Below are 14,451 nucleotides of genomic sequence, written 5' to 3' on the forward strand. Positions count from 1 at the left end.
CCGCCGCCCGGCGCCCCCGCTAGGGTTCGGCCAAGCCCGAGAACCCTCGCGAGGAGTTGAGAGATGCCCGGTCGTCCGGGCGCGCGTTGACGTCGTAGGCCGTCGCCGGCCCTGTCATCGCGTGCCGCCAGCGAAGTGGCACAGCGAGCCCTCCCCGCCCCACCCCACGCATGCGGTTGCCGTGCCCGGGTGGCGGATCCTCGTTCTCAGCAGCTCAAGGGGTCCCTGTGCCGTCCGCTTCCCGTGCCCTGTCCGACGTGTCCCGTCCGGTTCCATCGCTGTGGCGGGATGCCGACTTCCGTCGGCTGTGGGTGGGGCAGACCGCCTCCCAGCTCGGGGAGCAGGCGAATCTCGTGGTCCTGCCGCTGCTCGCCGTTCTGACGCTGGGCACCGGAGCCGGCGGGCTGGGGCTGCTGCGGGCGGCGGGGCAGGCGCCGGTGCTGGTGCTGTCGCTGTTCGTGGGCGCGTGGGTGGACCGGTGGCGGACCCGGACGGTGATGGTGCTGGCCGACGCCGGCCGGGCGGTGGTGCTCGGGGCGGCGGTCGTCGCGGGGGTGCTCGGCGTGCTGGGCCTGCCGGCCCTGTTCGCGGTGGCCGTCGCGATCGGCGCCCTGTCGGTGTTCTTCGACGTGGCGTACCAGGCGTCCCTGGTGCGGCTGGTGCGCCGCGACCAGCTCGTGCGGGGCAACAGCGCCCTGGAGGGCAGCCGGTCCGCGGCGCAGATCGGCGGCCCGGCGCTCGGCGGTGCGTGGGTGTCGGCGCTGCCCGCGCCGGTCGCCGTCGCGTCGAGCGTGCCGTTCTTCGTGCTGTCGTTCCTGACGATCCGGCGGATCCGCGGCAGCGAGTCCGTCCCCGAGCGCGCGGAGCGCCCCGCCCCGGTCCGGCGGCGGATCCACGAGGGCCTGCGCTTTGTCGCCCGTGACCCCGCGCTGCGGGCGGTGGGCGCGGCCTCGGCGGCCTTCCAGTTCTTCTTCGCGGCCACCATGACCGTCTACCTGCTCTTCCTGCCCCGCGAGCTGCATTTCTCGGGCACCGCCGTGGGCCTGGCGCTCGCCGCGACGGGGCCGGGCGCGCTGCTGGGCTCACTGCTCGCCGCCCGGCTGCCCCGCCGCTTCGGCCACGGCACGGTCCTGGTGACGGCGGCGGCGCTCGGTGACGGGGTGATGCTGTGCGTGCCCGCGCTGCACGGCCCGGCCGCCCTGACGGTCCCCGCGGTCGTGGCGGTGAACTTCGCCTTCGGCGCGGTCGGCCAGCTGGTCAACGTCACGGTCATGGCCGTGCGGCAGGCCGTCACCCCGGACCGTATGCAGGGAAGGGTCGCGGCCACGATCACCTTCGCCGGCATGGGCCTGGCCCCGCTCGGCTCGCTGCTCGGCGGTCTCCTCGCCCAGGTGTGCGGGCTGCGCACCGGCCTGGCGGTGACGGCCGCCGGGATGCTGCTGTCGCCCGCCGTGATGGCGCTGTCCCCGCTCGCCCGGCTGGGCCGTACGCTCCCGGCGCCGCGGGACGCGGCCCCGGCAGCCGCGCCCCCGGCAGAACCACCCCCGGCGTAAGGAAGAACTCAGGCCGGCCGGCCGAGCTCCGCGGAGATCCTGGCCAGCGCGTCCAGCCGGCGCTGCAGGCTCGGGTGGGTGGAGAAGGCGGTGGCCAGCGGCGAGTCCTCGCGCAGCGCGGGGGTGAAGAAGAAGGCGTTGAAGGACCGGGCCGTCCGCAGGTCCTCCGTCGGGATCCGGGCGATGTCGCCGCTGACCTTGACCAGCGCGGACGCCAGCTCCGACGGCCGCCCGGTGAGCAGCGCGGCGGAGCGGTCGGCGGCCAGCTCCCGGTAGCGGGACAGGGCGCGGGTCAGCAGGAAGCCCAGCGCGTACGCGAGCACCGAGACCCCCATGACGAGGGCGAGCAGCGCGGCGGTGTTCTGGTCCTGGCGCCGGCCGCCGAACAGCTCGGAGTAGAAGGCGAACCGCACCAGCAGCCCGGCCAGCACGCCGATGAACGAGGCGATGGTGATCACCGCGACGTCCCGGTGCGCGACATGCGACAGCTCATGGGCCAGCACGCCCTCCAGCTCGCCCCGGTCCAGCCGCCGCATCAGCCCCCTGGTCACGCACAGCACCGAATGGTCGGCGTTGCGTCCGGTGGCGAAGGCGTTCGGCAGGTCGGTCCCCGACACCGCGACCACCGGCTTGGGCATGTCGGCCAGCGCGCACAGCCGGTCCACCGCCCCGTGCAGCTCGGGCTCCTCGGCCGGCGTGACCGCCTTGGCGTGCATCGCGAACAGCGCGATGCGGTCGGAGAACCAGTATTGCGCGGCCAGCAGCGCCGCGACCACGACCACCACCAGCACGATCGACTTCAGCAGCGCGACCAGCGCGGCGACGAACGCCACGTACACCAGCCCGAGCAGGAAGACGACCGCCACCATCCGGACGGTCAGCTGCCGGTCGGGCGCGAAGCGAGAACGCATGGACACCGCCTCCCACCGGCCCCCCGACGACCGCCGGCGGACCGGAATGCACCTTTCCCCCTCCTTCCAGCATGCCGCGCCGGCACGCCCGGCGGCCCGCCCGGCGGCCCGCCCGCCGTCAGGAGCCCTTCTTCACCGGCGCGAGGATCGCGACGCACTCCATGTGGTGGGTCATCGGGAAGAGGTCGAAGGCACGCAGGGTCACCGGGCGGTAGCCGGCTTCGGCGAAGTAGGCGAGGTCGCGGGCGAGGGCGGCGGGGTCGCAGGCAACGTAGGCGATACGGCGCGGGCGCAGGCCCGCGACATGGTCGACGACGGTGCGGCGGGCGCCGGTGCGGGGCGGGTCGAGGACGACGAGGTCGGCCTCGGTGATGCCGGTACGGGGCAGGACGTGGTCGACCTTGCCCTGCTCGACGCGGACCCGGGGCAGGTCCTGGAGGTTGTGCCGGGCGTCCTGGACGGCCCGCCTGCCGGACTCGATACCGAGGACGGCGCCCTGCTCGCCGACGCGCTCGGCCAGCGCCCCGGCGAACAGGCCGACACCGCAGTAGAGGTCGAGGGCCATGTCGCCCTTGCGCGGCATCAGGCCCCGCATGACGGCCTCGACCAGCAGGTCGGCGGCCTGCCGGTGGACCTGCCAGAAGCCGCCCTCGCCGACCCGCCAGGTGCGGCCCGCGGCGCGCTCGCGCACGAAGTCGCGGCCGTGGACGCGGTGCACGGCCTGGTCGCGCTCGCCGATCCGCAGCACCGAGACCGGGCGGTCCAGCTCCACGATGGGCAGCCGCCCGCCGGGGCGCGGGGTCAGCACGACCTGGCGGTCGTTCGAGCCGGTCGCGGCGATCGCCTCGACGGAGGCGATCTGCGGCCACTGCCGGGCCTCGACGCCGAGCTCGGACACCTCGGGCGCGGCGATCATGCAGTGGTCGATGACCTCGACGTCGTGCGAGCGGTGCCGGCGCAGGCCCGCCCGCCCCTCGGCGTCCACCGCGTACTGCACGCGGGTGCGCCACGCGGGCACCTCGCCCTTGGCGACCTTGTCGCCGGGCGCCGGCTCCACCGTGCCGTCCCAGCCGGCTTCCTGCGGGGTGAGCCCGGCGAGCCGGGCCAGCTGCTCGGTGAGGACGGCGGCCTTCAGCCGGCGCTGGGCGCCGGGCGCGGCGTGCTGCCAGTCGCAGCCGCCGCAGCGGCCGGGGCCGGCGAAGGGGCAGGGCGCCTCGACGCGGTCCTTGGACGCGGTCAGGACGCGTACGGCGTCGGCCCGCAGGTAGCGGGCCCCCTCCTCGCCCTCGGTGACCCGGGCCACGACCCGCTCGCCGGGCAGCGCGTGCCGGACGAAGAGCACCTGGCCCGCCTCGTTGCGGGCCAGGCAGTGGCCGCCGTGCGCCACCGGCCCGATCTCTACCTCGTACTCCTGGCCGACCAGTGACAAGGCGGGCTCGGTCTGCATGGCGCTGCTGCTCCAGGTGTGCTGCGGGGTGGGCGACAGTCCACTGTACGGGTCCTGCGCCCGCCCCCCGAACCGCGAGCCCGGCCCGCGGAGCCGTAGGCCCCCGGACCGTCAGCAGCCCCCGGACCGTCGGCAGCCCCCGCCTCCGGAAAGCGAGCAGCGCTCAGTGCTCGCGGGCCTTCTCCCGCGGCTGGTGGTGGTGTACGGGGCCGCGGCGGATCGAGCCGGGCGCGTTCCAGTCGGCCCGGCGGCGGGCCCGGACCCGGGCGAGCTCGGAGGACTCCAGCTGGTACGGCACGGACGTCACCATCACGCCCGGCGTGAACAGCAGCCGGCCCTTGAGCCGCAGCGCGCTCTGGTTGTGCAGCAGGTGCTCGTACCAGCGGCCGACGACGTATTCGGGGATGTAGACGGCGACCACGTCACGCGGGCTGTTGCGGCGCAGGCCCTTGACATAGTCGATGATCGGCCGGGTGATTTCCCGGTAGGGCGAGTCGAGGACCTTCAGCGGTACGTCGATGCCGCGCCGCTGCCAGTCGGCCTGCAGGGCCCGGGTGTCGTCGGGGTCGACGTTGACGCTCAGTGCCTCCAGGGTGTCGGAGCGCACCAGCTTGGCGTACGACAGGGCCCGCAGCGTGGGCTTGTGGAGCTTGGAGACCAGCACGATGGAGTGCACCCGGGAGGGGCGGACGTAGTCGTCGCCGGGCTCCTCCTCGGCGGCGATCTCGTCGGAGACCCGGGTGTAGTGGCGGCGGATCGCGGTCATGGTGGCGTAGAAGACGCACATGCCGAGGACGGCGACCCAGGCGCCGTGGGTGAACTTCGTCAGCAGCACGATGACCAGCACCAGGCCGGTGAGGAAGGCGCCGAAGCTGTTGATGGCCCGGGAGCGGACCATGTGGCGGCGCTTGGCCGGGTCGGTCTCGATGCGCAGCAGCCGGTTCCAGTGCCGGACCATGCCGGTCTGGCTGAGGGTGAAGGAGACGAAGACCCCGACGATGTAGAGCTGGATGAGCCGGGTGGAGTCGGCGCCGTAGATGTAGACCAGGACGCAGGCGAAGCCGGCGAGCAGCACGATGCCGTTGGAGAAGGCGAGCCGGTCGCCGCGGGTGTGCAGCTGGCGCGGCAGGTAGCGGTCCTGCGCGAGGATCGAGCCGAGCACCGGGAAGCCGTTGTAGGCGGTGTTCGCGGCCAGGAAGAGGACCAGCGCGGTGACCGCGGCCAGGAAGACGAACGGGATCGAGTTGTGGCCGAAGACGGCCTCGGCGACCTGGGCGATGACCGGGTCCTGGGTGAATCCGGAGCCGACCGGCCTGCCGTGGTCCAGCAGGTCGGTCGCCGGGTTCTCGGCCATCCGCACCTTGGTGTTTATCGCCAGCGCGATGATGCCGCAGAACATGGTGACGGCCAGCAGGCCCATGGCCGCCAGCGTCGTCGCGGCGTTCTTCGACTTGGGCTTGCGGAAGGCGGGCACGCCGTTGCTGATCGCCTCGACGCCGGTGAGCGCGGCGCAGCCGGAGGAGAAGGCCCGCAGCAGCAGGAAGATCAGCGCGAAGCCGCCGATCCCGGAGGACTCGGCGTGGATGGTGAAGCCCGCGGTGGGCGCGTGCATGTCGTGCCCGGTGGCGATCTTCAGCACGCCCCAGGCGATCATGCAGAAGACGCCGAAGACGAAGGCGTACGTCGGGATGGCGAAGATCGTGCCGGACTCGCGCACCCCGCGCAGGTTCATCAGCATCAGCAGCACGATCATGCCGATCGCGCCGAGCACCTTGTGGGTGACGAAGAACGGCACCGCCGAGCCGAGGTTCTCGATGCCCGAGGCGACCGACACCGCGACGGTGAGGACGTAGTCCACCAGCAGGGCGCTGGCGACCGTGAGGCCGGCGCGCGGTCCCAGGTTGGTGGTGGCGACCTCGTAGTCGCCGCCGCCGGAGGGGTAGGCGTGCACGTTCTGCCGGTAGGACGCGACGACGGTGAACATCAGCACCACGACGGCGACCGCGATCCACGGGCTGAAGTGGTAGGCCGACACCCCCGCGATGGACAGGACCAGCAGCACCTCGCCCGGTGCGTACGCCACTGACGACAGCGGGTCGGAGGCGAAGACGGGAAGCGCGAGCCGCTTGGGGAGCAGCGTCTCGCCCAGTTTGTCGCTGCGCAACGCCCGGCCGATGAGGATCCGTTTCGGCAGGTCGGTCAGTTTGGACACCCCGCGATGTTAAGGGATCGCACACGCCTGCGGGAGCGCCCGTGCAATGGAGGCGACCGGCCGCCGGGGCGCAACCGCGGGCCGCACAGGGCGCGTGTGTAGCTTTGGCCGCGGTCTGAGACGCTGGGAACGCCCCCGCGGACTCGGCGGCAGTGCGGGACGGGTCCGCGGGCACATCCGAGATGACTATGTTGGCAGCCGGAAGGACGGTCGTGCACGTCGTGATTATGGGGTGCGGGCGGGTGGGGTCCACCCTCGCGCACTCCCTCGAACAGCAAGGTCACACGGTCGCGGTGATCGATCAGGACCCGACGGCGTTCCGCCGGCTGGGCTCCGGGTTCGGTGGCCGCCGGGTGACCGGAGTCGGGTTCGACCAGGACACGCTGCGTGAGGCCGGAATCGAGGAGGCGGGCGCCTTCGCGGCCGTCAGCAGCGGCGACAACTCCAACATCATCGCGGCCCGGGTGGCACGGGAGATGTTCGGCATCGAGAACGTGGTCGCGAGGATCTACGACCCCCGGCGGGCCGAGGTCTACCAGCGGCTGGGCATCCCGACGGTGGCGACGGTGCGGTGGACCGCCGACCAGATGCTGCGCCGGCTGCTGCCGGCCGGCGCCGAGCCGCTGTGGCGCGACCCCAGCGGCGGGGTGCAGCTCGCCGAGGTGCACACCTCGCCGGCGTGGATCGGGCACAAGATCAGCAGGCTCCAGGAGGAGACCGGGGCCCGGGTGGCGTTCCTCACCCGGCTCGGCGAGGCGATGCTGCCGAGCGCGCAGACGGTACTGCAGGAGGGCGACCTGGTGCATGTGATGCTGCGCACCGACGAGGTCGCGGCCGTCGAGGCGGCCTTCGCCAAGGGACCCGAGGAGGCCCACTCATGAGGGTGGCCATTGCCGGGGCCGGCGCGGTCGGCCGGTCGATCGCGGCGGAGCTGCTGGAGAACGGGCACGAGGTGCTGCTCGTCGACAAGAACCCCACCTCGATCTCGGTGGAGCGGGTGCCGCAGGCCGAGTGGCTGCTGGCCGACGCGTGCGAGATCACCTCGCTCGACGAGGCCGCGCTCCAGCGCTGCAACGTGGTGATCGCCGCGACCGGTGACGACAAGGTCAACCTGGTGGTGTCGCTGCTCGCCAAGACGGAGTACGGCGTGCCGCGGGTCGTCGCCCGGGTCAACAACCCGAAGAACGAGTGGCTGTTCAACGAGTCGTGGGGCGTGGACGTCGCCGTCTCCACGCCGCGCCTGATGTCGGCGCTGGTGGAGGAGGCGGTGAGCGTCGGCGACCTGGTGCGGCTGCTGCGCTTCAGCCAGGGCGACGCGAATCTGGTGGAGCTGACGCTGCCGGAGGAGGCGGCGCTGGTCGGCACCCGGGTCGGTGACGTGGAGTGGCCGCAGGACACCTCGCTGGTGACGATCATCCGCGGCAACCGGGTGCTCACGCCGTCGAAGGACGACGCCCTCGAAGCCGGTGACGAGCTGCTGTTCGTGGCGGCCCCGCACCGCGAGGAGCAGCTGGAGGACCTGCTGTCGCTCCAGGACGGCAGCGGGAGCTAGAGCCCTGTTCTACGGCACGTGGCCCGGGTCCGCTGCGGACCCGGGCCACCTGCCGTATGACGCGCAGGCGGCTACTCGGCGGCCTGCGCCGCCTTCTCCCGCTCCGTGTCGGCCTTGCGCTCCTCCTCCTCGGCCGCCTCCATCTCGGCGATCACGTCGATCGGCGGCGGCGCCTTCACCAGGAAGATCCAGGTCAGGTACACCGACAGCAGGAACGGCGGGATGCCGAGGGCGACCTTGACCCAGCCCAGCTGCGTGGCGTTGCCCCACCAGTAGAGCGGGAAGAGGATCGCGGACTTGCCCAGCAGGATCAGGCCCCACGCCCAGCTGGCCTTGGTGTACGCCACCAGCCGGCCGGGGTTGCGGGTGCGCCAGGACAGGTTCTCCCGGAAGACCGGGCCGAGGATCAGGCCCAGCAGCGGGAAGCGGGCGAGCGCGGAGACCACGTAGGCGACGCCCAGGCCCAGGGTGTAGAGCATGCCGGGCAGGTAGAAGTTCTTCGCGTTGCCCGACAGCATCGCGAACAGCACGCCGAAGCCGATGCCGAAGACACCGCTGAAGGCGTGCTTGAGGGTGTCCTTGCGGGCCAGCCGGACGACGGCCAGCACCAGGGACAGCGCGAGCGCGGCGAAGGCGGACGGCGCGATGCTGTGGTTGATCGTGTAGATCACCACGAAGACCAGGCCGGGCACGGTGGTCTCGACCATGCCGAGGACACCGCCGAAGGCGTCCAGCAGCGCGGCCTCCGTCGCGGCCCGTACCTGCGCGGACCCCTCCGTGCTGCCGGACGTGCCGCCGGTTGGGGTCCCGGACGTGCCGTCGGGGCCTTCGCGGCCCGCCTTCTCGTGGTCCGTGTTGTCGATCGACGCCACCGGCTACTCCTGTCCGACCGGACGCAGTTCGTATTTGGGGTTGAACAGCACCGGACGGCCACGGTTCATGGAGATCCGGCCGGAGGCGATGATCCGGCGGCCGGGTTCGATACCGGTGATGCTGCGGCGGCCGAGCCAGACCACGTCCAGCGCGGCCGATCCGTCGAACAGCTCCGCCTCCAGTGCGGGCACCCCCGCCCGGGGACGGAGAGTGACCGTACGCAGCGTACCGGTGACCGACACTATCTGGCGGTCGGAGCAGTCCTTGATCCGCGTGCACCCGACCGCCCGGGTCTCCTGCTGCAGCTCCTCGGAGTGCAGCTCCTCCTGGGAGGAGGACAGCCTGTCGAGCATGCGACGGAACCGGCCCGCTGGCCGCTCGTCACGGATGGCACCACTCATGCGTTCCAGCGTACCGGCCGGGGCTCACGCCTCGAAGCGGTAGCCCATGCCGGGTTCGGTGATGAAGTGCCGCGGACGCGCCGGGTCCGCTTCCAGTTTGCGCCGCAGTTGCGCCATGTAAACCCGCAGGTAGTTGCTCTCCGTGCCGTACGCGGGCCCCCACACCTCCTGGAGGAGCTGCTTCTGCGACACCAGCCGGCCGGGGTTGCGCACCAGCACCTCCAGCAGGTGCCACTCGGTGGGCGTGAGCCGTACGTCGGCGCCGTCGCGGTGCACCTTGCGGGCGGCCAGGTCCACGGTGAAGGTGTCGGTGGTGACCGCGGAGGCGTCGTCGTCGGGCCCGGTGGGCGCGGCGCGGCGGACGGCGGCGCGCAGCCGGGCGAGCAGCTCGTCCATGCCGAAGGGCTTGGTGACGTAGTCGTCGGCGCCGGCGTCCAGCGCCTCGACCTTCTCGTCCGAGGCGTGCCGCGCCGACAGCACGATGACGGGGACGCGGGTCCAGCCGCGCAGCCCGCGGATCACCTCGACGCCGTCCATGTCGGGCAGCCCCAGGTCCAGCAGGACCACGTCGGGGTGCCGGGCCGCGGCCAGCCGCAGCGCCGCGGCGCCGTCGTGCGCGGCGTCCACCTCGTAGCCGCGCGCCCGCAGGTTGATCACCAGCGCCCTGACGATCTGCGGTTCGTCGTCGACCACCAGCACCCGGTACATCCGCCGCCCTTTCCCGTCCTCCTGGCCGCGCCCGGCCTGCCCGCGCTCACCGTGCCGGCCCTGCTCCGCCGCCGGCTGCCGGGTCATGTCGCCGCCGTCGCGGGCAGTCCCGGGCGGGCCGGCGCCCCGCCGCCGGCCGCGCGCAGCGTCAGCACCATCGTCAGGCCGCCGCCGGGGGTGTCCTCGGCGACCAGGGTGCCGCCCATGGCCTCGGCGAAGCCGCGGGCGACGGCGAGGCCGAGGCCCACTCCGGTGCCGCGCGGCGCGTCGCCGTACCGCTGGAAGGGCTCGAAGATCTGCTCCTTGGCCCGGTCCGGTACGCCCGGGCCGCGGTCGGCGACCCGGACCTCGACCCGGTCGCCCAGGGCGCTCGCCGACACCAGCACCTTCGCGCCGGGCGGGCTGTACTTCACGGCGTTCTCCACGACGTTGGCGACGCTGCGCTCCAGCAGCCCGGGGTCGACCGCGACCATGGGCAGCGTCTCGGGTATGTCCAGCGCGACCCCGGCCTCCGGGACGCCGCCGAGTGCCCTCGGCACCACCTCGTCGAGGTCCAGGCCGCGGATCAGCGGGTTGACGGTGCCGGTCTGCAGCCGGGACATGTCGAGCAGGTTCCCCACCAGGTGGTCCAGCCGGTCGGCGCCGTCCTCGATGCCGGCCAGCAGCTCCGCCTCGTCGTCCGCGGACCAGGCGACGTCGGCCGAGCGCAGCGAGCTCACCGACGCCTTGATGCCGGCCAGCGGGGTGCGCAGGTCGTGCGAGACCGCGGCCAGCAGCGCGGTGCGTATCCGGTTGCCCTCGGCCAGCTCGCGGGCCCGGCCGGCCTCGTCGGCGAGCCGCTTGCGGTCCAGGACGACCGCGGCCTGCGCCGCGAACGCCGACAGCACCCGGCGGTCGGAGGCCGGCAGCACCCGGCCGGCCAGCGCGAGCGAGAGCCGGTCGCTCACGGCGACCTCCACGTCGGCGTCCTCGGGCCGCACGCACGGGCTCGGCCCCACCGAGGCGGCGCACGTCCACGCGTCGTGCGCGTCGTCCCGCTCCAGCAGCACCGCCGACCGCATCCCGAAGGTCTCCCTGACCCGCTCCAGCAGCGCCTCCAGCGAGCTCTCGCCGCGCAGCACACCGCCGGCCAGATGCGACAGGATCTCCGCCTCGGCCCGCAGCCGCGCCGCCTGCTGGGTGCGTCTGGCCGCCAGGTCCACCACGGAGGCGACGGCGACGCCCACCACCACGAAGATCACTATCGCGATGATGTTCTCCGGCTCGGCGATGGTGAAGGAGTGGGTGGGCCGGGTGAAGAAGTAGTTCAGCAGCAGCGACCCGCCGACCGCGCACACCAGCGCCGGCAGCAGCCCGCCGGCCAGCGCCGCGGCGACGGTCAGGGTGAGGAAGAGCAGCATGTCGGTGGCCTGGCCCATGCCGGGGTGCCACTGGGTGAGCAGCACCGTCAGCAGCACCGGGCCCGCCACGCCCGTCAGCCAGCCCGCCAGCACCCGGGAGCGGCCCAGCTTGGCGCCCCGGGCGGCGGGCAGGCCGCGGCCCTTGGCGACCTGCTCGTGGGTGACGATGTGGACGTCGATGTCGGCGGACTCGCGGGCGACGGTGCTGCCGACGCCGGGGCCGAAGACGTACTGCCAGGGCTTGCGGCGGCTGCTGCCGAGGACGATCTGGGTGGCGTCCACACCGCGGGCGAAGTCCAGCAGCGCGTCGGGGACGTCGTCCCCTATGACGTGGTGGAAGGAGCCGCCGAGGTCCTCCACCAGGGTGCGCTGGACGGCCAGCTCCTTGCCGGAGCCGGACACCGGGCCCTCGCTGCGCACGATGTGCACGGCCAGGATCTGGCTGCCCGACCCTTTGGCGGCCATCCGGGCGGCGCGCCGGATCAGGGTGCGGCCCTCGGGCCCGCCGGTCAGGCCCACCACGATGCGCTCACGCGCCTGCCAGGCGGCGGATATGCGGTGCTCGGCGCGGTATTCGCGCAGGTACTCGTCGGCCCGGTCGGCGGTCCACAGCAGCGCCAGCTCGCGCAGCGCGGTCAGGTTGCCGGGCCGGAAGTAGTTGGACAGCGCCGCGTCGACCTTGTCGGGGGCGTATATGTTGCCGTGCGCCATCCGGCGGCGCAGCGCCTGCGGCGACATGTCGACCAGCTCGATCTGGTCGGCGCGCCGGACCACCTCGTCGGGTACGGTCTCGCGCTGCCGTACGCCGGTGATGGACTCCACGACGTCGCCGAGCGACTCCAGGTGCTGGATGTTGACGCTGGAGACGACGTCGATGCCGGCCCGCAGCAGCTCCTCGACGTCCTGCCAGCGCTTGGCGTTGCGCGAGCCCGGCACGTTGGTGTGCGCCAGCTCGTCGACCAGCACGATCTCGGGGGCGCGGCGCAGGACGGCGTCGAGGTCCATCTCGGTGAAGGTGCTGCCCCGGTAGTCGTGCGCGACGCGCGGCATCTGCTCCAGGCCGTGCGTCATGACCTCGGTACGCGGCCGGTGGTGGTGCTCGACGTAGCCGATGACGACGTCCGTGCCGCGCTCGGCGCGCCGGTGGGCCTCGGAGAGCATGGCGTAGGTCTTGCCGACGCCGGGGGCGGCTCCGAGGTAGATGCGCAAGGTGCCGCGTGCCATGTCACCGACCTTAGAACGACCGAAGCGGACACATCGGACGCAGGTCCCGGTGCGGGGCGCACCTTGACGCCGTCTTGACGCCGGACCCCGCCGGGCGGGGGCGCGTCCGCCTCCATGGTCCCTCCGCGCGGGGACCGGTGCCGGTCAGGCCAAGGTCAGGCCGGGCAGGCCGGGCCGGGCAGGCCGGGCCGGAACCGGCTCGGCTCAGGTGTCGGAGACGATGCGGCCGTCGCGCAGCTCCAGGACCCGGTCGGCCAGTGCGATGAGCTGGTTGTCGTGCGTGGCGACCAGCGCGGTGACGCCCTCGCTGCGCACCACCGCGCGCAGCAGCTCCATCACCGCCAGGCCCGTGTCGGCGTCGAGCTGGCCGGTGGGCTCGTCGGCGATGATCAGGTCGGGGCGGTTGGCGAGCGCGCGGGCGATGGCCACGCGCTGTTGCTGGCCGCCGGACAGCTCGCCGGGCCGCTGCGCGGCGTGGTCGGCCAGGCCCACCAGGGCGAGCAGCAGCGACACCCGCTCCTCGCGCTCGCGCGGTGGTGTCCTGCGCAGCCGCATCGGCACGCCGACGTTCTCGGCGGCGGTGAGGATCGGGATCAGGCCGAAGGACTGGAAGACGAAGCCGATACGGTCCCGGCGCAGCGCCAGCAGGTCGTCGTCGCCGAGCCCGGCGAGGTCGGTGCCGTCCAGGCATATCCGGCCGCCGTCCGGGGTGTCGAGGCCGCCGACGAGGTTCAGCACGGTGGTCTTGCCCGAGCCGGAGCGGCCCTTGAGGGCCACCAGCTCGCCGCGCCCGACGCGGAAGGACACCCCGCGCAGGGCGTGCACGGCGGTGTCGCCGCTGCCGTAGGTACGGCGCAGGTCCTCGACGACCACCATCTCGCCGGCCCGCGGCTCGGTCGCCACGGCCGTGGCGGACTGCTGCTCGGCCATCAGCGCGGCCCCTTCCTGTCGTGTGCGGATTCTCTTTTTACGCGGTCGGGCGCGCGGTCGTGCGCGCGGGCCGGTACGCGGGCTCGTACGTGGGCTCGGGCTCGGGCGCGGGCGGGCGTCCCGCGCCGGCCGCCGGCGCCGCCGCCCCGGTCGCTCATCCGTCGTCCCCCCGCTGCTCGCCGGGCCCCGGCCCGGTCCGCGGGCCCGCCGCCGCGTCGCGGTCGGGCCACACCCCGATGTGGTCGTGCTCCGCGGTGAGCCGGACGCGCCGGTGCAGGCCGTAGCGCTCGGTGTACTCCCGCGGCAGCTGGAGCCGCCCCACCCGGTCGAGCACGGCGTACTCCTCCGCGCCGTCCGTCCCGCCGCCGTCCCGGGTGCCCGCCCCCGGGCGCAGCACCTCGGTCGCGGTGCGGCCGTCGCGTATCCGTACCGTACGCCTGACCTGTCCGGAGACGGCCGGGTCGTGGGTAACGATCAGGACCGTGACGCCCATCTCGGCGTTCGTGCGGCGCAGCGCGGCGAAGACCTCCTCGCCGGTGGCGGTGTCCAGCTCGCCGGTGGGCTCGTCGGCGAACAGCACGCGCGGGGCGTTGGCGGCGGCGACCGCGATGGCCACGCGCTGCTGCTGGCCGCCGGACAGCTCGCCGGGGCGGCGGCCCCGGCAGTCGGCGACGCCGAGCAGGTCCAGCAGCTCCAGCCCGCGCGCGGGGCGCCGGGCGCGGGGGACGCGCGCGTAGCCCATGGGCAGCGTGACGTTCTCCAGCGCCGTCAGGTACGGCAGGAGGTTGCGGGCGGTCTGCTGCCACACGAAGCCGACGGTGCGGCGCCGGTAGTCCAGCCGCTCGCGCCGCCCCATCGCGAGCAGGTCGTGCGCGGCGACCCGGGCGCGGCCGGCGGTCGGCAGGTCCAGGCCGGACAGGATGCTGAGCAGGGTGGACTTCCCCGACCCGGACGCACCGACGACCGCCAGCAGCTCGCCCTCCTCGACGGTGAGGTCCAGCCCTTGGAGCGCCTGCACCTCGACGCCCTCGGCGCGGTAGACGCGCACGAGGTTCTCGCACACGATCAGCCCCTCGTCCGGCACGGCCCCGGCGGAGGCCATGGCACGCGCCTGGAGCGCGGCGAGCTCGGTCATACGGTCTCCCCGTGGTCGTCGGGTGGGTTACGCGGCAGGGCGGACGGACCGGCGCGGGCCGTACGCGTCGGGGCGTACGAGTGGACGCCGCACGTCGTACGCGGC

Annotated in this window: 12 protein-coding genes; 3 read left to right on the forward strand and 9 right to left on the reverse strand. The window is 73.5% G+C overall.

Features of this window, described 5'->3' with window-relative positions; genetic code table 11:
- The first annotated feature begins 227 nt into the window (after positions 1 to 227).
- Positions 228 to 1,553 carry an MFS transporter gene (locus HCN08_RS17660; protein WP_407648828.1) on the forward strand — a complete coding sequence of 442 codons (1,326 nt, stop codon included), beginning with the start codon at positions 228 to 230 and terminating at the stop codon, positions 1,551 to 1,553.
- 8 nt (positions 1,554 to 1,561) lie between these two features.
- Here the strand turns inward: HCN08_RS17660 and htpX are convergent, their stop codons facing one another.
- The 3 genes from htpX to HCN08_RS17675 form a co-directional block, all read right to left on the reverse strand.
- Positions 1,562 to 2,464 (reverse strand): zinc metalloprotease HtpX, encoded by a 903-nt coding sequence (htpX, locus tag HCN08_RS17665; protein WP_167984074.1) that lies wholly within the window; start codon positions 2,462 to 2,464, stop codon positions 1,562 to 1,564.
- A gap of 118 nt (positions 2,465 to 2,582) precedes the next feature.
- Entirely contained in the window at positions 2,583 to 3,911 is a 1,329-nt protein-coding gene (locus HCN08_RS17670; RefSeq protein WP_167984075.1) for a class I SAM-dependent RNA methyltransferase, read from the reverse strand.
- A 163-nt stretch (positions 3,912 to 4,074) separates the two neighbouring features.
- The gene (locus HCN08_RS17675; protein ID WP_167984076.1) at positions 4,075 to 6,123 is read right to left on the reverse strand and encodes an APC family permease; all 2,049 of its coding nucleotides are present in this window, start codon (positions 6,121 to 6,123) and stop codon (positions 4,075 to 4,077) included.
- Positions 6,124 to 6,335: 212 nt separating this feature from the next.
- Here HCN08_RS17675 and HCN08_RS17680 point away from each other — a divergent pair, with 212 nt between their 5' ends.
- The gene (locus tag HCN08_RS17680) at positions 6,336 to 7,004 is read left to right on the forward strand and encodes a potassium channel family protein (RefSeq protein ID WP_167984077.1); all 669 of its coding nucleotides are present in this window, start codon (positions 6,336 to 6,338) and stop codon (positions 7,002 to 7,004) included.
- Positions 7,001 to 7,675 (forward strand): potassium channel family protein, encoded by a 675-nt coding sequence (locus HCN08_RS17685; RefSeq protein ID WP_167984078.1) that lies wholly within the window; start codon positions 7,001 to 7,003, stop codon positions 7,673 to 7,675. Before HCN08_RS17680 ends, HCN08_RS17685 begins: the two co-directional genes overlap by 4 nt.
- A 71-nt stretch (positions 7,676 to 7,746) precedes the next feature.
- Here HCN08_RS17685 and HCN08_RS17690 read toward each other — a convergent pair whose 3' ends face one another.
- The 6 genes from HCN08_RS17690 to HCN08_RS17715 form a co-directional block, all read right to left on the reverse strand.
- Positions 7,747 to 8,538 carry a DUF3159 domain-containing protein gene (locus HCN08_RS17690; RefSeq protein ID WP_167984143.1) on the reverse strand — a complete coding sequence of 264 codons (792 nt, stop codon included), beginning with the start codon at positions 8,536 to 8,538 and terminating at the stop codon, positions 7,747 to 7,749.
- 12 nt (positions 8,539 to 8,550) lie between these two features.
- Complete coding sequence (locus HCN08_RS17695; RefSeq protein WP_167984079.1) at positions 8,551 to 8,949, reverse strand: OB-fold nucleic acid binding domain-containing protein; 399 nt, start codon at positions 8,947 to 8,949, stop codon at positions 8,551 to 8,553.
- Between the two features lie 24 nt (positions 8,950 to 8,973).
- On the reverse strand, positions 8,974 to 9,657 hold the full coding sequence (locus HCN08_RS17700) for a response regulator (RefSeq protein ID WP_167984144.1): 684 nt from the start codon (positions 9,655 to 9,657) through the stop codon (positions 8,974 to 8,976).
- Positions 9,658 to 9,740: 83 nt separating this feature from the next.
- Complete coding sequence (locus HCN08_RS17705) at positions 9,741 to 12,281, reverse strand: sensor histidine kinase (protein WP_167984080.1); 2,541 nt, start codon at positions 12,279 to 12,281, stop codon at positions 9,741 to 9,743.
- Positions 12,282 to 12,485: 204 nt separating this feature from the next.
- On the reverse strand, positions 12,486 to 13,211 hold the full coding sequence (locus HCN08_RS17710) for an ABC transporter ATP-binding protein (protein ID WP_167984081.1): 726 nt from the start codon (positions 13,209 to 13,211) through the stop codon (positions 12,486 to 12,488).
- Positions 13,212 to 13,365: 154 nt separating this feature from the next.
- On the reverse strand, positions 13,366 to 14,346 hold the full coding sequence (locus HCN08_RS17715; RefSeq protein ID WP_167984082.1) for an ABC transporter ATP-binding protein: 981 nt from the start codon (positions 14,344 to 14,346) through the stop codon (positions 13,366 to 13,368).
- Positions 14,347 to 14,451 lie beyond the last annotated feature (105 nt).

The sequence above is a fragment of the Actinacidiphila epipremni genome, assembly GCF_012034175.1.
GTDB classification, from domain to species: domain Bacteria; phylum Actinomycetota; class Actinomycetes; order Streptomycetales; family Streptomycetaceae; genus Actinacidiphila; species Actinacidiphila epipremni.

Bases quoted from the DNA above. Each gene is read 5' to 3' on its own strand.
- htpX (WP_167984074.1), bottom strand. From the start codon at position 2,464: ATGCGTTCTCGCTTCGCGCCCGACCGGCAGCTGACCGTCCGGATGGTG.
- HCN08_RS17670 (WP_167984075.1), bottom strand. From the start codon at position 3,911: ATGCAGACCGAGCCCGCCTTGTCACTGGTCGGCCAGGAGTACGAGGTA.
- HCN08_RS17685 (WP_167984078.1), top strand. From the start codon at position 7,001: ATGAGGGTGGCCATTGCCGGGGCCGGCGCGGTCGGCCGGTCGATCGCG.
- HCN08_RS17695 (WP_167984079.1), bottom strand. From the start codon at position 8,949: ATGAGTGGTGCCATCCGTGACGAGCGGCCAGCGGGCCGGTTCCGTCGC.
- HCN08_RS17700 (WP_167984144.1), bottom strand. From the start codon at position 9,657: ATGTACCGGGTGCTGGTGGTCGACGACGAACCGCAGATCGTCAGGGCG.
- HCN08_RS17705 (WP_167984080.1), bottom strand. From the start codon at position 12,281: ATGGCACGCGGCACCTTGCGCATCTACCTCGGAGCCGCCCCCGGCGTC.
- HCN08_RS17710 (WP_167984081.1), bottom strand. From the start codon at position 13,211: ATGGCCGAGCAGCAGTCCGCCACGGCCGTGGCGACCGAGCCGCGGGCC.
- HCN08_RS17715 (WP_167984082.1), bottom strand. From the start codon at position 14,346: ATGACCGAGCTCGCCGCGCTCCAGGCGCGTGCCATGGCCTCCGCCGGG.